This window comes from Abyssibius alkaniclasticus (assembly GCF_020447305.1).
GTDB lineage: Bacteria > Pseudomonadota > Alphaproteobacteria > Rhodobacterales > Rhodobacteraceae > Abyssibius > Abyssibius alkaniclasticus.
In genome coordinates this window covers 2,009,486-2,033,755 of record NZ_CP095732.1, presented here as the reverse complement: position 1 = coordinate 2,033,755, position 24,270 = coordinate 2,009,486, and the positions used below count along the sequence as shown (strand labels likewise).

23 protein-coding genes and 1 tRNA gene are annotated in these 24,270 nt (G+C 58.2%); 16 read left to right on the top strand and 8 right to left on the bottom strand.

The genetic code is table 11. The annotated features are described in order from the left end of the window. The first annotated feature begins 70 nt into the window (after positions 1 to 70). From LGT41_RS10160 to LGT41_RS10150, 3 genes are all read left to right on the top strand, one after another. Positions 71 to 1,183 (top strand): extracellular solute-binding protein, encoded by a 1,113-nt coding sequence (locus tag LGT41_RS10160; protein WP_274126767.1) that lies wholly within the window; start codon positions 71 to 73, stop codon positions 1,181 to 1,183. Between the two features lie 81 nt (positions 1,184 to 1,264). Continuing rightward, positions 1,265 to 2,536, top strand: a complete 1,272-nt coding sequence (locus tag LGT41_RS10155; protein WP_274126766.1) for an ABC transporter permease — start codon at positions 1,265 to 1,267, stop codon at positions 2,534 to 2,536. 3 nt (positions 2,537 to 2,539) lie between these two features. Then, positions 2,540 to 3,391, top strand: a complete 852-nt coding sequence (locus LGT41_RS10150; protein WP_274126765.1) for an ABC transporter permease — start codon at positions 2,540 to 2,542, stop codon at positions 3,389 to 3,391. A gap of 91 nt (positions 3,392 to 3,482) precedes the next feature. On the opposite strand, the gene LGT41_RS10145 is transcribed toward LGT41_RS10150, so the two are convergent. From LGT41_RS10145 to LGT41_RS10115, 7 genes are read right to left on the bottom strand one after another with little or no spacing between them, the layout of a single operon-like run. Further along, entirely contained in the window at positions 3,483 to 4,418 is a 936-nt protein-coding gene (locus tag LGT41_RS10145) for an AEC family transporter (protein ID WP_274126764.1), read from the bottom strand. Beyond that, on the bottom strand, positions 4,415 to 5,209 hold the full coding sequence (locus LGT41_RS10140) for an MBL fold metallo-hydrolase (protein WP_274126763.1): 795 nt from the start codon (positions 5,207 to 5,209) through the stop codon (positions 4,415 to 4,417). Before LGT41_RS10140 ends, LGT41_RS10145 begins: the two co-directional genes overlap by 4 nt. Continuing rightward, positions 5,206 to 5,982 (bottom strand): TatD family hydrolase, encoded by a 777-nt coding sequence (locus tag LGT41_RS10135; protein WP_274126762.1) that lies wholly within the window; start codon positions 5,980 to 5,982, stop codon positions 5,206 to 5,208. Before LGT41_RS10135 ends, LGT41_RS10140 begins: the two co-directional genes overlap by 4 nt. A gap of 1 nt (position 5,983) precedes the next feature. Then, a complete protein-coding gene (locus tag LGT41_RS10130) occupies positions 5,984 to 7,096 on the bottom strand; it encodes a DNA polymerase III subunit delta' (RefSeq protein ID WP_274126761.1) in 1,113 nt (370 codons plus the stop codon). Then, positions 7,096 to 7,722: a dTMP kinase gene (tmk, locus tag LGT41_RS10125; RefSeq protein WP_274126760.1), complete on the bottom strand. Its 627-nt coding sequence runs from the start codon at positions 7,720 to 7,722 to the stop codon at positions 7,096 to 7,098. Before tmk ends, LGT41_RS10130 begins: the two co-directional genes overlap by 1 nt. Further along, on the bottom strand, positions 7,719 to 8,873 hold the full coding sequence (locus LGT41_RS10120; RefSeq protein ID WP_274126759.1) for a D-alanyl-D-alanine carboxypeptidase family protein: 1,155 nt from the start codon (positions 8,871 to 8,873) through the stop codon (positions 7,719 to 7,721). Before LGT41_RS10120 ends, tmk begins: the two co-directional genes overlap by 4 nt. A 12-nt stretch (positions 8,874 to 8,885) precedes the next feature. Further along, the gene (locus tag LGT41_RS10115; RefSeq protein WP_274126758.1) at positions 8,886 to 9,752 is read right to left on the bottom strand and encodes an SPOR domain-containing protein; all 867 of its coding nucleotides are present in this window, start codon (positions 9,750 to 9,752) and stop codon (positions 8,886 to 8,888) included. Positions 9,753 to 9,939: 187 nt separating this feature from the next. On the opposite strand from LGT41_RS10115, the gene LGT41_RS10110 reads away from it, so the two are divergent. The 8 genes from LGT41_RS10110 to LGT41_RS10075 all read left to right on the top strand — a co-directional run bounded on the left by LGT41_RS10110 (position 9,940) and on the right by LGT41_RS10075 (position 18,482). After that, a tRNA-Ser gene (locus tag LGT41_RS10110) sits at positions 9,940 to 10,029 on the top strand. Between the two features lie 149 nt (positions 10,030 to 10,178). Then, a complete protein-coding gene (locus LGT41_RS10105; RefSeq protein ID WP_274126757.1) occupies positions 10,179 to 11,396 on the top strand; it encodes a tyrosine-type recombinase/integrase in 1,218 nt (405 codons plus the stop codon). Positions 11,397 to 11,501: 105 nt separating this feature from the next. Next, positions 11,502 to 12,314: a hypothetical protein gene (locus LGT41_RS10100; RefSeq protein ID WP_274126756.1), complete on the top strand. Its 813-nt coding sequence runs from the start codon at positions 11,502 to 11,504 to the stop codon at positions 12,312 to 12,314. Positions 12,315 to 12,412: 98 nt separating this feature from the next. Beyond that, complete coding sequence (locus LGT41_RS10095) at positions 12,413 to 12,625, top strand: MerR family transcriptional regulator (RefSeq protein WP_274126755.1); 213 nt, start codon at positions 12,413 to 12,415, stop codon at positions 12,623 to 12,625. Beyond that, entirely contained in the window at positions 12,625 to 13,044 is a 420-nt protein-coding gene (locus tag LGT41_RS10090; RefSeq protein ID WP_274126754.1) for a helix-turn-helix domain-containing protein, read from the top strand. Before LGT41_RS10095 ends, LGT41_RS10090 begins: the two co-directional genes overlap by 1 nt. 115 nt (positions 13,045 to 13,159) lie before the next feature. Beyond that, on the top strand, positions 13,160 to 14,182 hold the full coding sequence (locus LGT41_RS10085; RefSeq protein WP_274126753.1) for a tyrosine-type recombinase/integrase: 1,023 nt from the start codon (positions 13,160 to 13,162) through the stop codon (positions 14,180 to 14,182). 86 nt (positions 14,183 to 14,268) lie between these two features. Beyond that, positions 14,269 to 15,831, top strand: coding sequence for a site-specific DNA-methyltransferase (locus LGT41_RS10080; protein ID WP_274126752.1), 1,563 nt, complete (start codon positions 14,269 to 14,271; stop codon positions 15,829 to 15,831). Then, the gene (locus LGT41_RS10075) at positions 15,828 to 18,482 is read left to right on the top strand and encodes a DEAD/DEAH box helicase (protein ID WP_274126751.1); all 2,655 of its coding nucleotides are present in this window, start codon (positions 15,828 to 15,830) and stop codon (positions 18,480 to 18,482) included. Before LGT41_RS10080 ends, LGT41_RS10075 begins: the two co-directional genes overlap by 4 nt. A gap of 313 nt (positions 18,483 to 18,795) precedes the next feature. Here the strand turns inward: LGT41_RS10075 and LGT41_RS10070 are convergent, their stop codons facing one another. Next, positions 18,796 to 19,815: a LacI family DNA-binding transcriptional regulator gene (locus LGT41_RS10070; RefSeq protein ID WP_274126750.1), complete on the bottom strand. Its 1,020-nt coding sequence runs from the start codon at positions 19,813 to 19,815 to the stop codon at positions 18,796 to 18,798. A gap of 233 nt (positions 19,816 to 20,048) precedes the next feature. On the opposite strand from LGT41_RS10070, the gene LGT41_RS10065 reads away from it, so the two are divergent. Genes LGT41_RS10065 through LGT41_RS10045 form a run of 5 tightly spaced genes read left to right on the top strand, consistent with a single transcriptional unit; the run spans position 20,049 to position 24,215 of the window. Next, positions 20,049 to 21,239, top strand: coding sequence for an aldose 1-epimerase family protein (locus LGT41_RS10065; RefSeq protein WP_274126749.1), 1,191 nt, complete (start codon positions 20,049 to 20,051; stop codon positions 21,237 to 21,239). Further along, complete coding sequence (locus tag LGT41_RS10060) at positions 21,239 to 22,345, top strand: fatty acid desaturase family protein (protein ID WP_274126748.1); 1,107 nt, start codon at positions 21,239 to 21,241, stop codon at positions 22,343 to 22,345. Before LGT41_RS10065 ends, LGT41_RS10060 begins: the two co-directional genes overlap by 1 nt. Next, positions 22,346 to 22,657: a MocE family 2Fe-2S type ferredoxin gene (locus LGT41_RS10055; protein ID WP_274126747.1), complete on the top strand. Its 312-nt coding sequence runs from the start codon at positions 22,346 to 22,348 to the stop codon at positions 22,655 to 22,657. After that, positions 22,654 to 23,451: a 3-methyl-2-oxobutanoate hydroxymethyltransferase gene (locus LGT41_RS10050; RefSeq protein WP_274126746.1), complete on the top strand. Its 798-nt coding sequence runs from the start codon at positions 22,654 to 22,656 to the stop codon at positions 23,449 to 23,451. The genes LGT41_RS10055 and LGT41_RS10050 overlap by 4 nt, the downstream gene beginning before the upstream one ends. Next, positions 23,448 to 24,215, top strand: coding sequence for an oxidoreductase (locus LGT41_RS10045; RefSeq protein ID WP_274126745.1), 768 nt, complete (start codon positions 23,448 to 23,450; stop codon positions 24,213 to 24,215). Before LGT41_RS10050 ends, LGT41_RS10045 begins: the two co-directional genes overlap by 4 nt. Positions 24,216 to 24,270 lie beyond the last annotated feature (55 nt).

Below are 24,270 nucleotides of genomic sequence, written 5' to 3'. Positions count from 1 at the left end.
GCAACGCAATGATCCGCCGCCGTGACCCGCGGCGCGGACACAAATGACGGGTAAATAAGGGAGAAGCTTTATGAAGCTAACGAATATCATCATAGGCGCGACCAGCGCCATTGCTATGGCGGGCGCCGCAAGTGCCGCTGGCCATATGGCAAATGAGTTGACAATCGTATCCTGGGGCGGTGCCTATTCGGCATCCCAGCAGGCTGCGTATCACGACCCCTATATCGCCAATACCGGCATTGCCATCATCAATGATGAAAGCTCGGGCGAGGCTGTGGCCAAGCTGCGCGCCATGAACGAAGCCGGCAATATCACCTGGGATGTTGTGGACGTGATCGCCGCCGATGCCATGCGCCTGTGCGATGAAGGTCTGGCAATGGAAATCGACTTTGACACCATGCTTGCGCCGGGTGCCGACGGCTCGACTCCAACCGAAGACTTTGGCGATACGCTGATTTCGGATTGCTACATTCCGCAGATCGTGTTCTCGACCACATTCGGGTATCGCACCGATATGGTGCCCGATGGCACGCCCGCACCGACAAATGCCTGCGATGTGTTCGACCAGCAAACCTATCCGGGCCGCCGCTCGCTTGAAAAGCGCCCGATTGGCAACATGGAATGGGCGCTGATCTGTGACGGCGTTGCGATGGAAGATGTCTATGACATGCTGGAAACCGATGAAGGTGTAGCGCGGGCATTTGCCAAGCTCGACACCATCAAGGCCGACACCGTCTGGTGGACCGCCGGTGCAGAAACACCGCAGTTGCTGGCCGATGGCGAAATCTTCATGGGCTCGACCTATAACGGCCGTCTGTTCTCGGTTATCGCCGAGCAGAACCAGCCTGTTGGCATGGCCTGGGGCTATCAGATGCTCGACCTTGACGGCTGGATCATTCCGACCGGCCTGCCGGATGACCGTCTGGCCCGCGCGCTGGACTATGTCTATTTCGCAACCGACACGCAGCGTCTGGCTGACCAGGCTGCCTATATCAGCTACGGTCCTGCACGTGCCTCCTCGGCGCCGCTTGTAGGCGACCATGCCACACTTGGCATTCCGATGGGTCCGCATATGCCGACCGATCCGGCCAACATGGACGGTGCCTTTGTCACCAACTACCTGTGGTGGGCTGATTATCGCGACGAAATCGACGCGAAATTCCAGGCATGGCTGGCGCAGTAAGCTGGTTTTGAAAAACTGAGACGGGGCCGTTTGGCCCCGTTTCGCCCTCAACACTAAAAACACAGCAGGGTAAGTTCCGGGATGAGTGACACAACCGCCAATGAACCGATGCGCGCCGCCGATGGCACGCCGCTGAAACGCAGCCTGGCACGGGCATTGCGCCGCCAGAAACTGCGCGCCCTTGGGCTGATCATGCCGCTTCTGGTTTTCGTCATCGTCGGCTTTGTGTTTCCGATCGGGCAGATGCTGATGCGCTCGGTCGAAAACTCGGTGGTGACCGACACGATCCCGCTGACGGTTGAAGCCCTGCGTGATTGGGACGATGACAGCGGCGTTGCGCCACCCGAAGAGGTGTTTGCCGCGCTCGCCGCCGATTTGCAGATCGCCGATGAGGCCCGCACCAGCATGACCCTGGCGCGCCGCCTCAACTTTGAATATTCCGGCATTACCACGCTAATCCGCAAAGCGGGCCGGCAGGTGGGCGATTGGGACATTCCCAATGACGGCCCCTACCGCGAAAAATTCATCGAAATTGATGACGAATGGGGCGACCCTGCGCTTTGGTCGGCCATTCAGGCCTATTCGGGCCGCTATACCAGCGGGTATTTTCTGGCGGCGATTGATAAAACCAAGGTCACAGGCGAGATTGAAAGCCGCCCCGCCAATGAAAGCCTGCACCTGATGCTGTTTGGCCGCACGGCCTGGGTTTCGGCGCTGATCTGCTTCATGACCCTGCTTTTGGGCTATCCGATCGCCTATCTGCTGTCCACACTCAAGGCGCGCCATGCCAACCTGCTGCTCATTCTGGTGCTGCTGCCCTTCTGGACATCGCTTTTGGTGCGCACTTCGGCCTGGAAAGTGCTGTTGCAGGAACAGGGCGTGATCAACGATATTCTGGTGGGCATTGGCCTTCTGGCCGATGACAACCGCTTCCAGATGATCAACAACAAGTTGGGTGTGATCATCGCAATGACGCATATCTTGCTGCCGTTCATGATCTTGCCGCTCTATTCGGTCATGAAAACCATTCCGCCAAGCTATGTGCGCGCCGCCAAAAGCCTTGGCGCGAATGACTGGACAGCCTTCTGGCGGGTCTATTTTCCGCAAAGCATTCCGGGCATCGGCGCGGGCGCGATCCTCGTCTTCATCCTGTCGGTGGGCTATTACATCACCCCCGAGCTTGTGGGCGGGCCGACAGGGTCGTTCATCTCCAACCGGATCGCCTATCAGTGGTCGGGTGCGGGAAACTGGGGCCTGGTCGGCGCGCTTGGTGCCATCCTGCTTGCGGCGGTTCTGATCCTTTACTGGGTTTATGACAAGATCGTCGGCATTGATAATGTGAAACTGGGGTAAAGCATGGCACTTCCGAACTACGCATCTGCAGGCCAGCGCATCTGGCATTACAGCTATCTGACGATCTGCGCGCTGATCTTCTTTTTCCTGATCTTCCCGATCCTGGTGATCATTCCGCTGGCCTTCAACGCACAGGATTTCTTTACCTTCACGCCAGAGATGCTGCGGTTCGAGGCGGCGGGCTATTCGCTGAAGCATTTCGATGACTTCTTCAACAATCCCGACTGGTATCGCCCGCTGCTCAACTCGCTCAAGATCGCGCCGATGGCGACGCTGGTTTCAGTATCGCTTGGCACTTTGGCGGCCATTGGCCTTAGCCAGACCCATGTGCCGTTTCGCCGGGCGATCATGGCTATCCTGATTTCGCCGATGATCGTGCCGCTGATCATCTCGGCGGCGGGGATGTATTTCTTCTACTCGACAATCGGGCTGCAGGGCACCTATTGGGGCGTTGTTCTGGCACATGCCGTGCTTGGCATTCCCTTCGTGATCATCACTGTCACCGCCACAATGGTCGGGTTTGACAAAAGTCTGACCCGCGCGGCCGCCAATATGGGCGCAGGCCCGGTGCGCACCTTCTTCAAGGTGCAAATGCCGCTGATTTTGCCGGGCGTCATTTCCGGCGGGCTGTTTGCCTTCATCACCTCGTTTGACGAGGTTGTGGTGGTGCTGTTTGTCGGCTCGGCGGGCCAGAAGACCCTGCCCTGGCAGATGTTCACCGGGTTGCGCGAGCAGATCAGCCCCACCATTCTGGCCGCGGCCACCGTGCTGATCACCATTTCGGTGCTGCTGTTGATTACCGTGGAAATGCTGCGCCGCCGGTCCGAACGCCTGCGCGGGATGAGCCAGGGTTAGGTTCAGAACAGCGCGCCCCGGGCCTGACCCGGGGCCTCTGCCCTGCTGCACGAGGTCCCGGGTCAGGCCCGGGACGGCGCAGCACTTCTGGCTAGCCGATCAGCCACAACCAGGCCGAGGCCGATAGGATCGAAACTCCGGTCGCCAGCAAAACACCGCTGGCGACCGTATCTTTTGCGCGGTCATACATGTTGGCAAAAATGAAGGCGTTGATCCCCGGCGCCATTGCTGCGGTCACAACCGCCGAGCGGATATAGCCAATGGGCAGATCAAATACCGGCCCCGCCAGCAGATAGGCCAGCGCCGGGTGCAGCACCAGTGACAGCGCGGTAATCATCCCCGCCTCGGCCAGATTGGCGCTCAGCTTGTAGCGGATCAGAATACCGCCAAGCGCAAACAGTGCCCCCGGCAGGGCTGCGCGCGCCAGCATATCCAGCGCTTCGGTGATTGGCGCCCAAAGCGGCAGGCCGGTCAGGTTCACGACAAGCCCAAGCGCCAGCGCCACGGTTATGGCGTTGCGGATAATGGCATTGCCGATGGCTGAAAGGGTTTGCACGGCTCCGCGCCCATCGGCGCGCGAAACCTCCATCACCGAAATGCCCAGAAGGTAGCAAAACGGCGCGTGGATGGCGATGATGGCAAAATTCGGCGCCAGCGCATCTGCACCGAATGCCCGCTCCATGATCGGCAGGCCCAGCAGCACCGAGTTGGAAAAGAGCGCCGCAAAGCCAATGGCCACGGCCTCGCCCGGGCGGCGGGCAAAAAACAGCCGCGCGCCGATTATGCCCAGCACAAAGCTTGTCGTGGCCGCAATATAGAACGAAGCCAGCAAGCGCCAATCGAACACCGCTGCAAGATCAAGCGTGGACACCGCGCGAAACAGCAGGCTAGGAATGGCAATCTGCTGCACGAAACGCATGACCGCATCAAAGCTTTCACGGCTGAGGATCGTGAACCGAGCCGCAAGAAACCCGCCACCGATGACCAGAAACACCGGCATGACAACCTGCAAAAGTGTAAAAATCACGGCTTGAGGTCCAGCATCATCCCGTCATGGGCAGGGGTGATATGCGCCGGGGTTTCGGCCTGCACGGTCGCGTAATCCAGATCGTTGTGCATATTGGTCAGCACCGCGCGCCCGGGCGCCAGTTCGGCAATCCATTCCAGGGTCTGGTCCAGATGCGCATGGGTCGGGTGGGGCTGGCGGCGCAGCGCGTCGATCACAAGAATATCGAGCCCCGCCAACGCCGCGCGCGTTTCAGGGTAAAGCGCCGAGACATCGGGCAAATAGGCCAGCCCGCCAATACGAAAGCCAAGCGCATCGATCCGGCCATGTTTGGCGCGAAAGGGCTGCAGGCTCAGCGCGCCCCCTGCCCCTTCAACCGTGACATCACCTTCGATGATATTGAGGTCGAGAATTGGCGGATAGGCCGAACCTTCGGGCTGCACGAACACATAGCCAAAGCGGCTGACCAGCGCATCGGCTGTGGCGCTATCGGCCCAAACCGGCAGGCGGCGGCCCATTGCCATGACCACCATGCGCAGATCATCCACGCCATGCACATGGTCGGCATGGGCATGGGTATAGACCACGGCATCGAGCGTGCTGACATCGGCTGCAAGAAGCTGCTCGCGCAAATCCGGGCCGGTATCGACCAGCACGCGCGTGGTGCCGGCCGCACCAACCCGCTCCAGCAGCATGGAGCAACGGCGGCGGCGGTTCTTCGGCTCGGCCGGGTCGCAATCACCCCAGCCGGCGCCGATGCGCGGCACACCGCCGGATGAGCCGCAGCCAAGGATGGTGGCGCGCAGGCTCATGACGCGGCCCTTGTGAACAGGCGGTTGAAGTTGTCTTCGGTTGCGGCGGCGAATGCCTCCGGGCTTGTTCCGAATATCTCGGCCCCTTTGGCGGCGGTATGCGCGGTATAGGCAGGCTCGTTCCGCTTGCCCCTATGCGGCATGGGGGCCAGATAGGGCGCATCGGTTTCGACCAATATGCGGTTCAGCGGCGCGGCGGCGAAAATATCGCGCAACGCCTGCGATTTGTTGAAGGTCACAATGCCCGACATGGAAAGATAAAACCCAAGCTCGAGCGCGGCGCGCGCAAGTTCAGGGCCGGATGAAAAACAGTGCATGACACAGGAAAACGCACCGTTCTTATGCTCGGAAGTCAGAATTTCGGCCATATCGTCATCGGCGGCGCGCGCATGGATGATCAGCGGCAGGCCGGTTTGCCGCGCGGCTTGAATATGCACGGCAAGGCTGGCTTTTTGCTGCGCGGCACTGTCGGCACTGTAATGGTAATCGAGCCCGGTTTCGCCAATCCCCACCATTTTTGGATGGCGGGCGATGGCGAGCAGATCGTCCACGCTGACAGGCGGTTCCTTGGCCGCACTCATCGGGTGGATGCCGGCCGCGAAAAACACATTCTCATGCGCTTCGGCAATGGCCTGCACATTGGGCAGCGCCGCCATTCTGGTGCAGATGGTCACCATGCGTGTTACCCCTGCCGCCTGTGCGCGGGCAATAATTTCGGCATGTTCCCCGTCAAAATCGGGGAAGTCCAGATGGCAATGGCTGTCAGTCAGCATATCAACTCGCGCAGCGGCGCGCCTCGGTATCTATTTGCAGAAAGGTATCAAGGATCATTTGCGCAGGGTCAAGGTTGACAGCGCGCGCATGGGCCAGCCGCGCGGTCTGCTCCTGGCTAAGCGCGGCCCAGTTGCGCGCCGCCACCTGGCTGGGGGAAAGACGGGCCAACATTCGCCCTTCCAATGCATCGACCACGTTCAGCGGCACCCCCGCCCCGGCCCGTGCCAGCCGTGACAGGGCCAGCAAGGTCAGGCGGATTGTGTTGTCATAGGTATCGGCATTGGCCGCCCCGCTACAGGCCATGCCAAGCTTGGCCACGGCCGCACGGTCCAACCCCGGCGCACCTGCCAGCATCGAGATGATGCCACGATAAAGCGCCACACCGCCGCTGGCCATAAGCCGTGCCGCCTCGCCCACCGAACCTTCGCAAAGCGCGGCAAGCGCGGGCAGGTCATCGCCCGCATCCAGCCCGGCGGCGACAAGCGCGCGCCCCAGATCGGCATCGCAAAGCGGTTGGCAGCGCAGGGCACGGCAGCGCGACCGAATGGTCGGCAGAAGCCGCGCGGGCTGGTGGCAAACCAGCAGGATAAGCGTGCGCGCGGGCGGCTCTTCCAGAATTTTCAGCAGCGCATTGGCGGCGGCGCTGTTCAGCTCATCTGCCGCATCGACAATTGCCACGCGCCAGCCACCCTCGGCCGCGCTGAGGTTGAAAAAGGATTTGAGCGCGCGAATATCGTCGACCGAGATCACGGTTTTCAGCTTCTTGGTTTTGTCATCATAGCTGCGCCGCGCCAGATGCAGACCCGGTTCACCCAGCGCCAGTATTCGGCGCGCAACAGGGTGGTCGGGGGCAATATCCAGGGTTTCGGGCGCGCCGAACAGCCCGTCATCGCCCCCTCCAGCCAGCACGAAACGCGCAATCCGCCAGGCCAATGTGGCCTTGCCAATGCCCCGTGGCCCGGTGATCATCCAGGCATGATGCATCCGCCCGCCACCCTGGGCTGCCAGAAATGCCTGCTCTGCCGCCGCCTGCCCGAACAGGGCCAGCGTGGCGCGCGGGTGCGGCGCGCCGTCTACCCTGTCGGGCTCGGGAATATCAAATTCATCCGCCATCACAACAGCGCCGCAACATGCGGCCAGATACGCGCGGCCACGTCTTCTGGGCGACCCGCCCCATCGACCAGCTTTACGCGTTCGGGAAATTCCTCGGCCAGGGCGCGAAACCCGGCGCGCAGCCGCGCCTGAAAACTGGCGCCAAGCTCCTCGAAACGGTCTTCACCCGATTGCCGCGCCAAGCCGCGTGACAGGCCGGTTGGCGAATCCAGATCCACAACCAGGGTCAGGTCAGGCTCTGTGCCGATCATCAGCGCGTGCAGCCTGTCGACCAGGTCGCGCAGTTCGGCCCGAGCAACCCCCTGATAGACGCGCGTTGAATCGGCAAATCGGTCGCTGATCACGATATGGCCCTTGGCCAGCGCCGGGGCGATCCTGCGCTCCAGATGGTCACGGCGCGCGGCGTTAAAGAGCAGAATTTCGGCTTCCGCCGACCAGCGCGCCGGGTCACCTTCGACCAGCAATTTGCGAATTTCCTCGGCACCGGGCGAGCCGCCAGGCTCACGCGTCAGCGTAACCGTGTGGCCCGCATCCCGCAGCCTTTCCGCCAAAAGCCGCGCCTGGGTGGATTTGCCCGCGCCATCGGCCCCTTCAAAACTGATGAACCGGCCGCGCACTGCGCTCACAATGCCGACAATATCTGTGTTTTGAGCTGGTTGAACGCCACGCCAAAACGCGCCACAAACCCGGCAGGCTGCACCGATTCCATTGCCACCAGTGGAAAGGAATAGTCCCCGAAATCTGGCACAGAAACCTCTAGCACCGCCAATTCGTCACCCATCGTGATCTGGCTGCGCGCCCCGTCTTGCACGGCAATCGGCCCGGTATAACGCACTTGCGCGCTGATATTGTTGAGCTGTTGGAACGGGAGCAGCAGCGATACATCTTCCTGCAGGGTCAGACCCACATTCGGCGCGGTGCCAAGCCAGACTTCCGCCTCGGCCAGCCGTGTGCCGGCGTTGAACAAGGTGCGCTGCGTAAATTCACGAAAGGCCCAGTTGATCAGCCGCTCGGCTTCGGACTCGCGCGCGGCTTCACTTTCCATGCCGGTGATCATCATCACAACACGGCGCCCGTCGCGGATGGCCGAGCCGACAAGCCCATAGCCCGCCTCGATTGTATGGCCGGTTTTCAACCCGTCCGCCCCGATATTCAGCGCCAGTAGCGGGTTGCGGTTAAAACGGTTTTGCGGCGCACGTTCGTCAAAGCCGAACTCGGTTTCGGCGAAATACGGGTAATATTGCGGAAATTCCTTGATCAGCCGCCGCGCCAGAAACACCAGATCGCGGGCCGACATGCGCTGGTTGTCATCGGGCCAGCCGTTGGAATTGGCAAAGGTAGAGTTCAACATGCCAAGCTCTTGCGCGCGTTCTGTCATGCGGCGGGCGAATTCTTCCTCGCTTCCGGCCAGCGCCTCGGCCAGCACAACGCAGGCATCATTGCCCGAAAGCACGATCACGCCGCGGATAAGGTCTTCAACACTCACCCGGTCGCGCGTGTTCAAAAACATGGTCGAGCCGCCGTAAGACATGGCGCGCTCTGAAACCGGCAGTTCCTCATCCAGCGTCAACCGCCCGTCTTCCAGCGCCTCGAACACCATGTTCAGCGTCATGAGCTTGGACATCGATGCCGGTGGCAGCGGCTCATCCTCGTTTTTGGCGAGCAGCACAATGCCGGTATCATAATCGATCACCATCGCTGCGCGCGCGGTGGTTTCAAGCGCAAAGACTGGCAGGGCGAAGAGGGTCAGAAGCAGGGTCAGGGCACGAAGCAGCATGTAAGGATCCGTCTATCGAATGGGGAAAGCATCGGAATATCCGAGTTCCTTGAGTTTGGCGATGAGTGTGGCAAGGCTGGCGGCACTTTCGGCTGGCCCGGCAATTACCCGGTAAAGCGTGCGGCCATCAACCTCGACCTGGCGCACGCCGGCGGTAACGCCATTGGTGCCCAGAATGGTTACCAGATCATTGGCGTTGGATTGCGACGCAAATGTGCCAACCTGAGCATAGGGCCGCGAAGGCGCGCCTTCCGGGGCTGCGGCGGGGGCTGCTGCCGGGCCTGTTGCAGGGGCTGCGGCAATCGGCGCTTCGCTGATGGTTGCCGGTGCTGCCGCAGTTGCCGCGGCGGGGCGCGATACCGGCCGTGCTTCAGCCGCAGTCTCATCATGTGCGGCGGGTGTGGACGCCGGCGTTTCGGCTGCGGCGGGCTCAGGTGCCGGGGCAACTTCGGGGGTGGCCTCGCGGCGCAAGGCTGTGACGGTCAGTTGCACCGAAGTGCCCGCCACCACATTCAGCGCCGAGGCCGCATCGGCTGAAAGTTGAATGGCCGGACCGGGTGTTTCGCGTTCACGCCGGAACAGCGCCCCGATAACGGTTTTGCCATTGTCACGGTTGGTAATGCGCACACGTTCCGGCTGGATATCGCCGGTATAGGCAACCCAAACGCCGCCAAATGTCGGGCGCCCGTCCCACATGGCGGCTTCGGTGACACTGAACAGATCGCTGCGCACGACATCGCGTTCGGGCGCGGCACCGGTTGCGGCCCCTGCACTGGCGCTTGGCGCTATCGGGGTTGGAAAACCTTCGCAGCCCGCAAGGGCGAGCGTCAGCACCAAACCGATCCCGGCTTTATGAAATATGAATTTCCGCGCCTGCATAGGTATCCCCTTATTGCCGGGTAAATCACCAGAAAACCCCGGCCCCGCGCATCGTCTGCTCTGATCTCGTCATCTGAAGATGAACTTTGAGCGCAACTCTATAGAATCACCCCGCGAAAATAAAGAGCGGAGCAACGCAATTCTTGTTCTGGACGCGGGCTTTCGCCGACGCTAGAAGGGCCGCGTCGGAGGAGTGGCAGAGTGGTTGAATGCACCGGTCTTGAAAACCGACGTAGGTGAAAGTCTACCGTGGGTTCGAATCCCACCTCCTCCGCCAAGCTGGCATATTATTCGAGTTGATCAGGTCGCTTTAGGCGGCCTTTTTCTTTGTTTTATATAGCCCTAAACGGGTTTCACCATTGCGCTGGATTTCTTTCGATTATGCCCGTATTCTATCCTTGTGTGGTATGAAGGGTGGTATGAATTGTGGCACTGACAGGTAAGCTAACCAAGAAACTTGTCGAGAATTTGGGCGCTGGGCGGCATGGCGATGGCGGCGGGCTGTATCTGGTTGTCGATCCATCCGGCGCGCGGCGCTGGATTGTGCGCGTCACGGTCAAAGGCCAGAAGAATCGGTTAGGCGCGCCATTACGCACCGATTTTGGCTTGGGTGGTGCCGATGTGGTGACCTTGAACCAAGCCCGCGAACGCGCGCTTGAGTATCGGCGCATGGCCAAGCAAGGTTTGAACCCACGGTTCAATGCAGCGCGCGAGATACCAACTTTCGCGGAAATTGCCCAGCAGGTGCATATCGACCGCATGCCGACCTGGAAAAACGCCAAGCACGGGCAGCAATGGATCAACACCTTGCGCGATTATGCCTTTCACAAGATTGGACGCATGCCAGTTGATAGCATTGAACAGCCAGAAGTGCTGATGTGCCTTTCCCCTATCTGGACAGAAAAGCACGAAACTGCGCGGCGCTTGGCCCAGCGCATAAAGATTGTTTTGGACGTGGCAAAGTCCAAGGGCTTTCGTTCGGGTGAAAACCCTGTGACCGCCATTCACGATGCACAAGTTTTGCCAAAGGTGAAAGCCAAGCCTAAGCACCACAAAGCAATGCACTGGCAGGCGGTGCCAGCCTTCTATGCTGATTTGCAGGCCCGTGACGCGATGGCAGCCAAAGCCCTTATGTTTACATGCCTCACAGGATCACGCACGGGCGAGGTTTTGGGGATGCAATGGGGCGAACTGGATTTTGAGGCGCGGCTATGGTCCTGCCCCGCCGACCGGATGAAGGGCGGTGTTGAACACAGGGTGCCATTAACGGATGAAATGCAGGCGATCTTGGAACCATTGCGCGCCATGCAATCGGACTATGTGTTTGAAGGCCAGAAGCGGCACAAGCCTTTGTCCAACATGGCTATGCTAATGCTATTGCGCCGGATGAAGGTTGAGGGCGTCACAGTGCATGGGTTCCGCTCCACCTTCCGCGACTGGGCGGCGGAGGTGGCAAACGCGCCGCGCGAGGTTGCCGAAATGAGTTTGGCGCATAAAGTTGGATCAGACGTTGAGCGGGCATACGCGCGTTCGGACCTGCTTGAGCGGCGGCGCGCATTGATCACGGCTTGGTCAAACTATGTGACGGGGCATAATTCGGACGTGATTGATCTTGCTCAAGCGCGGTTTCAGGCGGAAAATTAAATGACAAAAGGTGTTGGTTCTACCCCCCTTTTTTTCACGCCCAGTGATTGAAACAAATCAGGAACAATTCTTGCAATGTCAAAAGAGTGCCTCTAGCGTGCCCTTATGACAGAAGATTCCAAAGAAGATCAGGTCCGGCGCATTCTTGAGGAACAGCTAGGCTGGCAGCCAAAACGCGCTTGGCCCGGCGATAAGCCTCACTTCTTTAGCTTGGACAAGGCGAATATCCACGACAATAAAAGCGAGTTCATTGCTGAACGCGATACAGTCAAATTGGTTTCTGATAGCCTGCACACTTTGCTGACGAGACTTGTCAGCAACAAGCCAGGTCAACCCCCCGAGCAGGCGGAAATGTTTGAACGACTAAGCCAAGTCATAAACATAACCGCTGCGTCAAGGATTCAAAGCGAACCGCCTTATACTGCGATTGATCTAGCCTTGCGCAATGTTATGCAAACCGACTTTTTCAACTCAACTATTTATGTCGCATTCGAAATGTATCAAGCATATTCAAAGAGATACATTGAATTGATGGAGCAGGAAACTCAGTTCTGGAAAGTCAGCAACCGCCCACCAAACTATTATGCTCGAACTATCGCTTTAAGATTTGCACGGTTTTATGCGCGCACGCAGCGACGATTGCCGACTTATGGAACCTCAAGTGATGGGCCATATCCGTCAACGGAATATGGGCGGATTCTTGAACAAATTTACGAAGTCTTAGGTATCGATGCGAATATACGCCATGCAGCAAAATGGGCCATTTCTCAACTCACTGACGAAGACGTAAACCCACCGCCTAATGCGCTTGAGCAATATATTTGGGCTGAAAATAGAGTTGAGCCGCCTTCTCCCGGCATTTTATCTCAAATTGCAATGCAACTTGCGGTTGGAGGAAAAAAAGGGTCCGAAAACTAACCCCTTAATTGCCGAAAGAAACGGGCTTTCCAAGCGCGTTTCCCAATACATCGAACCATGCTGAAACGGTCCCATGCTAACAGCAAAGGACCAGCGGCATGACAAACTTATTCGAGCAAAACAGAAACTATGTGCTTGGCGATACTGAACTGGACCTGATCGGCGACCGCGAAAAACTGGCACAATGGCGGCATAAAGGCATGGGGCCAGCCTTCTATCGCCTTGGCCGCAAGATCATCTATCGCGGGGCCGATTTGAACACGTGGGCGGAAGCCAGCCGCGTTGAACCCGGCAAGGCAGGGCGCAACTGATGGCCAAGCGCGTTTCCGCGCGCAAGATCAAGATTCACAACCAATACACTTATGAGCAGGCAGCCGATGCGCTGGGCGTTTCAACTCAAACGGTGCGGTTGTGGCGGCAATCTGGTTTGCAGGTTCTGGACAGCCAGAAACCGCATTTGATCTTGGGCTTTGCGCTTAAGGAGTTCATCGCCAATCGGTCGAACAAACCGGAACGGCGCTTGGCGCTGGACCAGTTCTTGTGCATGGCCTGCAATGCCCCACGGCGCGCCTATGGCGGCATGGCTGACTACCTGCCCTATACCGATGGTCGCGGCAGGCTAGAGGCGCTTTGTGAGGCTTGCCAAGGGCTATGTGGCAAGTTTGCCAGCCCAAAGCTATGCGCTGAATTGGCCCCAATTCTTAGCATCGCCACACGCAACAGGGAATGAGCCTAAAGGAACCTCTCAAACCTAGCGTGAACTATAACTTCCAGCCCACCGCAGAGTCGGGCGGAAACACAAGGCAGATACAGGCTGAAAACGACTGGCAGAAAGGAAAAAGCAGATGACGCGATATCTAGAGGAAAACGAGCGTATCAAGCGCGATTACGCCACCTATTTGCGCCATGCCAAAGGGCAGGATGACAGCACGATTGACAAGGCGCAGGCGGCGATCCGGCGGTTTGAGGAAAGCACGAAATTCAAATCGTTCAAGAAGTTCCACCGCCAACAGGCGGCAGATTTTAAGGACTATCTGGCCAAACAAAAGAACACCAAAACGGGCAAACCTTTGGGGTTTTCAACGGTCGACGCCACCTTGCGGCTGGTCAAAAACTTCTTTCACTGGCTGGTGAGCAGGCCGGGCTATAAGCGTGTGCTAACCTATCCGGATGTGGACTACTTCAACAACAATCGCAAAGCGGCGCGGGTGGCGCATACCGAACGCGATATTCCCTATCCGTCAATGGAACAGGCCGCACATGCGTTTCAGGCGATGCCGTTTGAAACCGAGTTCCAGAAACGCGACAAGGCGCTGTTTGCCTTCTTCATGCTGACAGGTGCGCGCGATGGTGCCGTGGCAACATTAAAGCTCAAGCATGTGAACATCGAGCTTGGGCATGTGTTCCAGGATGCGCGCGAGGTGAAAACCAAAGGTGCGAAAACCATCCATAGCCAGTTCTTGCCGATTGATCCCACCTATCGCGACTGTTTCACTGCCTATTTCAACTATCTGCGCGAGGTCAAATTGTTCGGGCCAGAGGATGCGCTATTTCCCAAGGCGCGGGTGGCGGTGGTGAAGGGCAAGGGCTTTGCGAATACGGGCTTGGCGCGCACCGGCTATACCAATGGGTCAAAGTTGAACACGATCATTCGCGGCGCGTTTGCAGCGGTTCAGATGCCGCAATACACCCCTCATGCCTTCCGCAAAACCCTCACCCATTATGGCGACAAGATTTGCCCAAACCGCGAGGCGTTCAAAGCATGGTCGATGAATATGGGGCATGAAAACGTGGCGACCACGATCAATTCATACTTACCCGTTACAACCGAACGGCAAATGCAAATCTTGCGCGATATGGGGCGATAGGGGCTTTTGCCGCATGGCCCCATTGGCTAGGGTTTGGCCAAGTGCCCCGGCGCAAGATCGGGGCGCAAGGATGACAGGTTGAATTTATGCCCACATTGCGATGGTTGACGCGGGATCAGGATGTGCGGGCGGCGGAAAAGGTGCCGTATCGCTTACTGGAGGAAGTGCCAGCGCTGGGCTATGGCGACCGCGACACGGGCAATATGCTGATACAGGGCGATAACCTAGAGGCGCTGAAATCGCTTCTGCCGTTCTATGCGGGCCAGGTGAAATGCATCTATATCGACCCGCCCTACAACACCGGATCGGCCTTTGAGCATTACGATGACAATCTGGAGCATTCGCAATGGCTGGCGATGATGTGGCCACGGTTGGAGCTGTTGCGGGAATTGCTGGCAGAGGATGGGTCGATATGGGTAAGTATTGATGACCGTGAAGGGCATTATCTTAAAGTCATAATGGATGAGGTTTTTGGGAGGGAGAATTTCATTTCAAATTTGGTTTGGCAAAAGAAAACCGCGCCGCAAGCACATGCACTCTGGTTTTCTGATAATCATGACCATGTAATTGTTTATGCAAAGTCGAAGAACAAATGGAAGCCTAATCCGCTTGCAAGGACAGATGAACTAAACGCAAAATATAATCGTAAAGATGACCCGCGTGGATTGTATATGCCCGACAATTTTACGATTAGTTTAACAGGCGGCGCTAGAGGGGCGCAATATGCTCGAACGGGTGTAAGCGAAAACATATATGAAATCACCTTACCGTCTGGGCGAAAGGTTTTGCCCCCTAAGGGGCGGTGTTGGGGTGCGAAAGAATCACGTTATAAAGAATTGTTGAGTGACAATTTAATTGTTTTTGCACGAGGTGGTGACGGCGTCCCGATGATTAAGAGGTTCCTAAAAAACGTAAAACAAGGAACAGTGCCGCTGTCAGTAATGTTGCAAAATGATGTAGGTGGAAACAGCGAAGCAAAAAAAGAAGTTCGCGACTTTAATGCTGATGAAATTTTTTCAACTCCAAAGCCGGAACGTTTACTTGAACGTATTTTACACATAGCCTCACTACCCGGCGATCTTATCATCGACTCATTCCTAGGCTCTGGCACAACTGCCGCTGTCGCGCAGAAAATGGGGCGGCGGTATATTGGCATTGAAATGGGCGAACATGCCGTCACGCATTGCCAGCCGCGTTTGGCCAAGGTTGTCGATGGTGAACAGGGCGGCATTTCCAAGGCGCAAAACTGGCAAGGCGGCGGCGGGTTCCGGTTTTTCAAACTGGGCGCGGCGGTGTTCGATGAAACCGGCGGGCTACAACCCGATATCCGCTTTCCCACCTTGGCCGCGCATATCTGGTTTTCAGAAATGAACCAGCCGTGGGATGCGCCGGAAACTTCAACACCCTTCCTAGGGGCGCTGGGCGGCAAGGGCATTGCGCTGCTTTACAACGGCATTCTGGGCGATAAATCGGTGAATGGCGGCAATGTGCTGAACCGCCAAACCTTGCGGCTTATCCGCGAAGCGGCGGGCGATTTTGACGGGCCGCTGACCATTTACGGCGAACGCACGGTCTTGGCCGATACCACGCTTGAGGGCGAAAACATAACCTTCAAACAAACCCCCTATGATGTGAGGGCGCGGAAATGAAGCTCAAGCAGTATCAGCAACAGACCATCGACACACTATCGGCGTTTTTCAAGGAAGCGCGGGTGCGTGGGCCTCAGGCGGCTTTCACCGCGATCACGTCTGAACCAGAGCAGGCCAAGCGGTTGCGTGGCTATGGTGGCGCATACAAGCCCGTCAAGGGGCTGGAGGCTGTGCCATATGTCTGCCTTCGCCTGCCTACCGGCGGCGGCAAAACCCTGCTTGCAGCCCATGCCATAGCCCATGCGCGCGATCATTGGATGGAGCAGCAATATCCGGTTGTTGTTTGGCTGGTGCCTTCCGATGCAATCCGCCGGCAAACGGTTGAGGCGCTTAAAGACCCGCGCCACCCTTACCGCCAAAGCCTTGATGACGCTTTTGAAGGCCGGGTGCGCGTATTCGACATTGGCGATTTTACCCAAGCAACCCCGCAAGATTTACGCGCGAACCTATGCGTATTTGTCGGCACGATTCAAACGCTGAAGGTGAGCAACACCAATGGCCGCAAGGTTTATGCCCATAATGAAATGATGGAGCCGCATTTCAGCGCAGTATCGCCCAACACGGCGGGGCTGGAGCGCAATGATGACGGGCCAATGAAGGGCGATATCCGGTTTTCATTCGCCAATCTGCTGCACATGCACCGCCCCCTTGTGATTGTTGACGAGGCGCATACGGCGGTAACGGGCCTAGCGCATGAAATGCAGCAACGCCTGAATCCGTCTGCCATTATTGAAATGACCGCAACGCCAAGAGGCCGGTCGAACATTTTGCATTCCGTTACAGCGCAAGAGCTTAAAGACGAGCAGATGATCAAAATGCCGGTGGTGCTGGAGGAACACAAAAGCTGGCAATCGGCGGTGAATGGCGCGATTTTGAAGCGGGCCGAACTGGAGGAAATCGCCAAGCGCGACCGCGAGGCTTATATTCGGCCAATCATTCTGTTTCAGGCGCAAAACAAGGACCAGGAAGTCACGGTTGAAGTGTTGCGTGATCATCTGGTCGATGTGAAGGGCATTCCGCCCGAAAGTATTGCCGTGGTGACAGGCAACCAGCGCGAGTTGAACGGCATAACGCTAAGCGACCCCGATTGCCCGATTGATTATGTGATTACGGTTCAGGCGCTAAAAGAGGGCTGGGATTGTTCTTTTGCCTATGTGTTCTGTTCTGTGGCCAATATCAGTTCGGCAGGGGATGCGGAACAATTGCTAGGCCGGGTGCTGCGCATGCCCTATGCCACGCGGCGCAGCGACCCCGCGCTGAACAAATCCTATGCCTGTTTGAACTCGCCAAGTTTCCAAGAAGCTGTTCGCGGGCTGGTGGATCGTTTGGTGGATATGGGGTTTGAGGAAAGCGAAGTCCAAGACAATATCGAACATGCCCAGCCAGAATTGCTTGATGGCCTGTTCGACCGCCAAACCCGCGCCAAGCCCAGCTTTCAGGTTGTGGTCGATGCACCTGCCGCTGAATTGAAGGGTATTGAAACGGTTGCACCTCACAAGATTAAGGTAGGGCCAGACGAAAGCGGCAACGCAAAGATTTCTGTTACCGATTATCCAACGCCGGATGAAGAAACGCGGCTATTCGCTGCAATACCCGTAAAGCATCATGGGGTGTTTCGTGAAGAACTGGAAAAGTTCAAAGCCGCGAACAATGCGAATGCTTCACCTGCCCAGCGCGGCGAAACTTTTGTTGCACCGTGTCTTATGGCCGAAGTTCAAGGCGAATTGGTGTTTGCCGATAATGCCCACTTTTTAGAGTTTCACGATTGGTCGCTATCGGATCATTCCCACCAGCTTTCGGAAACCGAGTTTTCGATCCGGCAAGTTGCTGAAACTTTTGAAATTGATTTGGATGGTGACAGGTTGACGGTCACTCACTCAGATCAGACTGAACAACTGTCACTGGATATCGCGGTTGAGGGCTGGACCGAACAGGGCTTGGTGCAATGGCTCGACCGCAAGGTGCGAGATCGGTTTATTGGTCAAGGTGAATTGATCCGCTGGCTAGGCGCTGTCGTTTCTAATCTAACTGGGGCGCGAGGCATTCCGCTTTCCTCACTGATGCGATGCCAATTTGTGCTTGCGCGCTGTTTACAGAAAAAGTTGATAGCAATCTATGAGGCCGAAAGCACCAAGTCCTATCAAATGAACCTGTTCGGCCAAGATGCTGCACCCAGCATTAGTTATGATAATGGCTTCAAGTTCTTTGATGGTATGTTTGCAGGTGTTCGCCTATATCGCGGGCGGCAAAGGTTCAGGGCGCATTTCACCGGAAATGGTCAAGTGCCAGCGTTTGATGGCAAAGGCGAAAACGGCAGTGAGGGTGAAGAAATTCAATGCGCGGTGGCATTGGATAGCATTCCCGATGTAAAGCACTGGATCAGGAATGTTCCCAAGCATCCTAACGCTTTCTTCCTGCCAAGGGCGTCTGGGCGACACTATCCCGATTTTGTAGCGGAATTGAACGATGGCCGAACGCTAGTAGTTGAGTATAAGGGGCAGCGCGGCAAATCAGACCCAAAAGAAATTGAAGCTCTAAACATCGGCAAAAAGTGGCAAGCGGTTTCAGGTGGCAAAGCGATTTATTGCAGGGTTGAAAAGGAGCTAAATGGTTTGGATATGCGCGCGCAAATTATCAGGGCAATCCAGTGACAACATGCGCCAGAATTGAACCTTGTGTGGTATTTATTGTGGTATGATGTTTGTAGCTTTATAATTTATCCCTTAATATCAGACCATTAAACACATAGTTATAAGGACACCTCCTCCGCCAAGCTGGCACGCCCAATCCGGAACGCGCGTTAAAGCCCATTGCAAACCCAAAGTCGCGCCCCGTCCAGCCTGCAACCGCCAAACCATTTGCGCTCCTGTCAATTCGGGCAAGGCTTGCGCGGCGTGGGGCGGGTCCGGGCCATTTGCATGGCCCAATGCCACTGGTAATTTCCGGCCACGGCGCCCGGCGCCGTTAATCGCCTGGCAGGTTTTCCTTGAAGATGATCTGCAGGCGTGGCGGCACCATGCGGTAAGGGTGTTGGCGCGTTGCGTTGATCAATGTGTTCAACGCCTCGCGTATTTCAACACGGGCATTCTGGTCGATCACCGCATCCAGTGTGCCGTTCAATAGCAAGGCCTTGTTGCTGCCTGTCAGGTCATGCGCGATGAAGACGATCTCCTGATCATGCGACCGCGCGACCAGGCCCGCCGCAATGCCGGCCGTGCCGCCCCCGGCGCTATAGACCGCCGCAAGATCGGGGTGGCGCTCGACCAGGGCAATCAGCTCGGCTTTGGCCCTGTCGCGGTTTTCCTGCACCTCGCGGCATTCGACAATTTCAAGGCCGGGAAAATCCTGCGTAAGCACCTGCCGAAACCCGATTTCGCGCTCCTGATGGCCGCGATAGGCCAGCGAGCCGGCAAAAAACGCCACCTTGCCACGCGCCCCCCGCCCCAGCAAGCGGCCGACCATATAGCCCGCCAACCGCCCGGCCTGCGCATCATCTATGCCGATATACCCCAAATGCGGCACCTGCAGAATATCCGACCCGATGGTAACAACATGCGTGCCGGCGGCCACCAGACTGCGCAGCGCCTCGCGCACCAGCGGATGGTCGAGCGCCAGCACGCCAACCCCGTCAACCCTGCCTTCCAACGCCTTCAGCCGCGCGGCCATGACTGCAGGATCAAACCCGGCAATGGTTTCAATTTGCGCCTCCACTTCGGCGAATTGCGGGGCTTGCAGGCGAATCTGGTCCTGCAGGTCGCGCACAAAAGCATTGGTCCCAAGCGGGAACAGAAACATCAGCCGCACGGGCACAAGCGCTTGTTCTTGCCGTTCAACCTCGGGCAGATAGCCAAGCCGGGCGGCAACCGCCTGCACAATGGCTTGCGTGCGTTTGCTGGCGCCGCCGCGCGCATTCAGAACACGGTCGACCGTGGCCAGCGACACACCTGATTCTTCTGCAATATCTGAAAGGGTTACGCGGGGCATGGCGGCTCGTTGAGGTTTTTTGAGGTATAGCAGCGCATGTTTGCGCCGTCAATATATGCAATTTCGTGCCAGAACACTAAAAAATTGGCTGAATTTGCTCAATGCCCCCTCATATTTATCTCAATATACCTCAATTCAGGTCAGAATGCGCTTGACTCCGCCGCCCGGTTGCGGCGAGTTTGCGGCAAATGGCAGGTTTGCACCAAGCAGGCCGCGGGGGGAGATGCCGGTTCATGGCACGGCTTTACGACAGCGATCATTCGGCTGCGTCCTTGGCGCAGCGCACGGGCAACATGGCGGCCTTTGGCGGTGTCCGGCTGTCGGTGCTGGACAATGGCGCCGGGCGCGGGCTGCGTATGCTTGATTTTCACACAGGTAGCGGGCTGCATTTTTCGGTGCTGGTCGACCGTGCTATGGATATTTCCGAGGTTTCGCACAAAGGCCGGGCCATTGGCTGGCATTCGCCCACCGGCTTTCGCCACCCCGCCCTTGGCGATTACGAGGGCGAGGGCGGTTTGGGATGGACACGCAGCTTTTCGGGCTTTCTGGCCACATGCGGGCTTGACCATGTTGGCGGGCCAGAAGAGGTGGATGCGTCGAGCTACAACTATCCGCGCCGCAGCACGGTTCAGCACGGGTTGCACGGGCGCATCAGCGCCACCCCCGCCCGGCTGACCGGATATGGCGAAACATGGCAAAACGAACGCTATACCCTATGGGCCGAAGCGGTATGTGTGCAGGCCACAATGTTTGGCGAGGTCTTGCACCTGCACCGCCGGATCGAGGCCGATCTTGGCGGCAACACCATTCGGCTGCACGACCGTGTGGTGAATGCAGGCTTCGCCCCGACCCCGCATATGCTGATGTATCATGTCAATCTTGGCTACCCTGTCATTGACGAGGGCGCGCGGCTTGTCGCCCCCATCCGCGATGTCGTCTGGGCAAGTCATGCAGAATCCGGGCTAAGCAGGCAATCTGTTGGCTACCGCACCTGCCCTGCGCCGCAAACAGGCTTTGCCGAACAGGTTTGGGAGCATGACCTTGCCGCCGATGAGCGTGGGAATGTCGCGCTGGCGGTCGTGAATGACCGGCTTGCTTTCGGGCTGGAACTGGAAACCCGAAAAGAGCAGATGCCGTGCTTTTACCAGTGGCAGAACTTTCAGGCCGGGCATTATGTCATGGGGGTCGAACCGGCAACCCATCATGCCAAAGGCAACCAGTTTGCCCGTGACCGCGATGAGATGATCTGGCTTTCGGCAGGCGAGGCGCGCAATTATTCGGCGCAGTTCCGCGTGCTTGACGGGGGGAAGGAAATTGCCGAAAGCACGGCGCGCATCATGGCTGTGCAGGCCCAGCCGGACGAAGATTATCCGCAGCCTTCGGGCCATTTTGCCGCCCTCTACGGCGCAAAGGCAGGTGCGTGATGGCCGATATAGAAATGCCATTTCAGCCGCGCGACTACAGCCTGACCGGGCCTGAAAACGCGCGCGCTGTCGCCGCGGGGCTGGCCTCGGCTGAATGGTATCACTCTGATGTGCCGCGCAAGCTGATGAAAGAGCTGATGCGCCGCAGCGATGCCCCCGCCACGCGTGACACCGCAATCTGGCTGGGGCTGATGGCGCTTGCGGCCATTGGCGGCATCGCCTTTTGGGGCAGTTGGGCGGCGGTGCCGTTTCTGTTTGTCTATGGCGTGCTTTACGGGTCGGCCTGCGATAGCCGCTGGCACGAATGCGGGCATGGCACGGCCTTCAAGACATCGTGGAAGAATGATGTCGTTTACCACATCGCGTCCTTCATGGTCATGCGCAACCCGGTCAGCTGGCGCTGGAGCCATGCGCGCCACCATACCGATACCATCATCGTGGGCCGTGACCCGGAAATCGCGCTGATGCGCCCCGCATTCATGGCAAAAACCGCGCTGAAATTCATCGGCCTGCCCGATATTTTTTACGACCTGCGCACGCTTGGATTGCAGGCAGCAGGCCGCATCAGCGCCGCCGAGCAAGACTATATTCCGCGCAGCGAATGGCCAAAGGCGGTGTTCTGGGCGCGGGTGCATGTGGCGGTTTATGCCGCGGCTGTGCTTGGCGCGCTTGCCACCCGCTCGTTTCTGCCGCTCATGCTGATCGGCGGGCCGCGGATTTACGGCACATGGCATATGGTCATGACCGGGCTTTTGCAGCATGGCGGGCTGGCCGAAGATGTGCTTGACCACCGGCTCAACAGCCGCACGGTTTATATGAACCCTGTCAGCCGCTTCATCTACTGGAACATGAACTACCATGTCGAGCATCACATGTTTCCGATGGTCCCCTATCATGCCCTGCCCCGCCTTCATGCGCTGATCAAGGATGATTTGCCGCCGCCCAACCGCTCGATCATCCATGCCTATCGCGAGGTTTTTGGCTGGCTTTTGCGCCAGCGCCACGCGCCGAACTACACTTTGCGTCGCGCATTGCCCGCCAGCGCGCGGCCCTACCGCGAAGATTTGCACGCCATTGATGTGGCGCGCAGCCAGAGGAGTGAATGAATGGCCGAATGGGTTGATGTCTGCGATGCAGAGGAAATCGAGTTGGAAGACGTGATCCGCTTTGATCATGGCGCGCGCACATTCGCGGTGTATCGCACCGAAAGCGGTGCCGTTTTCGCCACCGATGGCCTTTGCACGCACGAGCAGGTGCATCTGGCCGACGGGCTGGTGATTGATGACACAATCGAATGCCCCAAGCATAATGGCCGCTTCAACTACCAGACCGGCGCGGCCTTGCGCGCGCCTGTATGCGTGGCGCTGGCCACCTACCCTGCCCGGCTGAACAATGGCCGGATCGAGATCGAGATATGAGCCGCCGGCCCCCCACGATTGCCGATCTGCGCGCCCTGAAGGGCAAGCGCCAGCTGACCATGCTGCGCTATGAAACCCTGGATGAGGCGCGCGCCGCCGAAGCGGCGGAAATCGACATCGCCTCGGTGCCGCCAGATCTGGTGGCGCATCCGGATTATCGCCACGCGGCACCGGGTGTCTTTTCGATGACCGGGCTGGACCATCGCGCCGCTGGCACGGCCGATGACTATCTGCGCTTTGCCGGCAAAATGCTCGAAGCCGGGGCCGATGCACTGTATTGTTCGGCCAGTTTGAAAACCGTCGCATATCTGGCGCGCGAGCATATTCCCGTGGTCGGCCATGTCGGGCTTGTGCCGTCGCGCGCTGGCTGGACAGGCGGGTTCAGGGCGGTCGGCAAAACCGCGCAATCGGCCATCGCCATATATCAGGAATGTCGCGCCTATCAGGATGCCGGGGCCATTGCCGTGGAAATAGAGGTTGTGCCAAGCGAGGTTGCCAGCGCCATTTCCAGCCGGCTGGACCTGCTGTTGTGGTCGATGGGTGCCGGTGCGGGCTGCGATGCGCAATATCTGTTTGCGGACGATATTCTGGGGCAAACCCGTGGCCATGTTCCACGCCACGCCAAGGTTTACCGCAATTTTGCCGCCGAATATGACCGGTTGCAGGCCGAGCGCGTCGCGGCATTCTCCGAATTTCGCGCCGATGTTGAAAGCGGCGCCTTCCCCGAAGACAGGCACATTCTGCGCATGGACCCCGACGAGCTTGATACCTTTATGGAAGGGATTGGCGCATGATTGTCGGGTTGCAAGATCGGGTTGTGCTAATCACGGGTGCCGCAAGCGGAATCGGGGCGGCAATAGCGCGCGAAGTGGCCAATGCCGGTGCCGCCGGGCTGATGCTGACCGACCGCGATACGACCGGGCTTGAAACCATTGCCCGCGAACTGCACGCCCGCCATTTTGTGGCCGATCTGGCCTCGCCCGATGCGCCGGGCAAAATCATGCAGGCCACGCTGCAAGCCTTTGGCCGGGTTGATGGGCTTGTCAATGCCGCCGGGCTGACCACGCGCGCCGCCCTGACAAAAGCCAGCGCGGCAGCGTGGGATATGCTGTTTGCCGTCAACAGCCGCGCGCCGTTCTTTCTTATGCAGGCCGCCGTGGCCGATATGCTGGCGCGCAAGGCGGCGGGGGCGATCGTTAACATCCTGTCGATCAACGCGCATTGCGGCTCACCCGATCTGGCGGTCTATTCCGCCAGCAAGGGCGCTTTGGCGGTGCTTACCAAAAACACGGCACAGGCACATATGGCCGACCGTATCCGCGCCAATGGCATTAATTTAGGCTGGGTCGCCACGCCAAGCGAGCAGCATATGCAGGCCGAGATTCTGGGGCGTGGCACAGGCTGGCTGGCCGAGGAGGAAGCCAAAGCGCCGCTTGGCCGCCTTGTGCAGGCCGAAGAGGCCGCGCGGCTTGCAGTATTCATGCTCAGCGATGCCTCGGCCCCGATGTCCGGCGTGCTGGCCGATCTGGAACAGCATGTAACGGGGGCACCACGATGAACGGGTTGATTTTAGCGGCCAGCATGTTCTGGTTATCGGGGCCAGCCGCCCAGGC

Bases quoted from the DNA above. Each gene is read 5' to 3' on its own strand.
- LGT41_RS10160 (WP_274126767.1), top strand. From the start codon at position 71: ATGAAGCTAACGAATATCATCATAGGCGCGACCAGCGCCATTGCTATG.
- LGT41_RS10155 (WP_274126766.1), top strand. From the start codon at position 1,265: ATGAGTGACACAACCGCCAATGAACCGATGCGCGCCGCCGATGGCACG.
- LGT41_RS10150 (WP_274126765.1), top strand. From the start codon at position 2,540: ATGGCACTTCCGAACTACGCATCTGCAGGCCAGCGCATCTGGCATTAC.
- LGT41_RS10140 (WP_274126763.1), bottom strand. From the start codon at position 5,209: ATGAGCCTGCGCGCCACCATCCTTGGCTGCGGCTCATCCGGCGGTGTG.
- LGT41_RS10135 (WP_274126762.1), bottom strand. From the start codon at position 5,982: ATGCTGACTGACAGCCATTGCCATCTGGACTTCCCCGATTTTGACGGG.
- LGT41_RS10130 (WP_274126761.1), bottom strand. From the start codon at position 7,096: ATGGCGGATGAATTTGATATTCCCGAGCCCGACAGGGTAGACGGCGCG.
- LGT41_RS10120 (WP_274126759.1), bottom strand. From the start codon at position 8,873: ATGCTGCTTCGTGCCCTGACCCTGCTTCTGACCCTCTTCGCCCTGCCA.
- LGT41_RS10115 (WP_274126758.1), bottom strand. From the start codon at position 9,752: ATGCAGGCGCGGAAATTCATATTTCATAAAGCCGGGATCGGTTTGGTG.
- LGT41_RS10100 (WP_274126756.1), top strand. From the start codon at position 11,502: ATGACAGAAGATTCCAAAGAAGATCAGGTCCGGCGCATTCTTGAGGAA.
- LGT41_RS10095 (WP_274126755.1), top strand. From the start codon at position 12,413: ATGACAAACTTATTCGAGCAAAACAGAAACTATGTGCTTGGCGATACT.
- LGT41_RS10090 (WP_274126754.1), top strand. From the start codon at position 12,625: ATGGCCAAGCGCGTTTCCGCGCGCAAGATCAAGATTCACAACCAATAC.
- LGT41_RS10085 (WP_274126753.1), top strand. From the start codon at position 13,160: ATGACGCGATATCTAGAGGAAAACGAGCGTATCAAGCGCGATTACGCC.
- LGT41_RS10080 (WP_274126752.1), top strand. From the start codon at position 14,269: ATGCCCACATTGCGATGGTTGACGCGGGATCAGGATGTGCGGGCGGCG.
- LGT41_RS10075 (WP_274126751.1), top strand. From the start codon at position 15,828: ATGAAGCTCAAGCAGTATCAGCAACAGACCATCGACACACTATCGGCG.
- LGT41_RS10070 (WP_274126750.1), bottom strand. From the start codon at position 19,815: ATGCCCCGCGTAACCCTTTCAGATATTGCAGAAGAATCAGGTGTGTCG.
- LGT41_RS10065 (WP_274126749.1), top strand. From the start codon at position 20,049: ATGGCACGGCTTTACGACAGCGATCATTCGGCTGCGTCCTTGGCGCAG.
- LGT41_RS10060 (WP_274126748.1), top strand. From the start codon at position 21,239: ATGGCCGATATAGAAATGCCATTTCAGCCGCGCGACTACAGCCTGACC.
- LGT41_RS10055 (WP_274126747.1), top strand. From the start codon at position 22,346: ATGGCCGAATGGGTTGATGTCTGCGATGCAGAGGAAATCGAGTTGGAA.
- LGT41_RS10050 (WP_274126746.1), top strand. From the start codon at position 22,654: ATGAGCCGCCGGCCCCCCACGATTGCCGATCTGCGCGCCCTGAAGGGC.
- LGT41_RS10045 (WP_274126745.1), top strand. From the start codon at position 23,448: ATGATTGTCGGGTTGCAAGATCGGGTTGTGCTAATCACGGGTGCCGCA.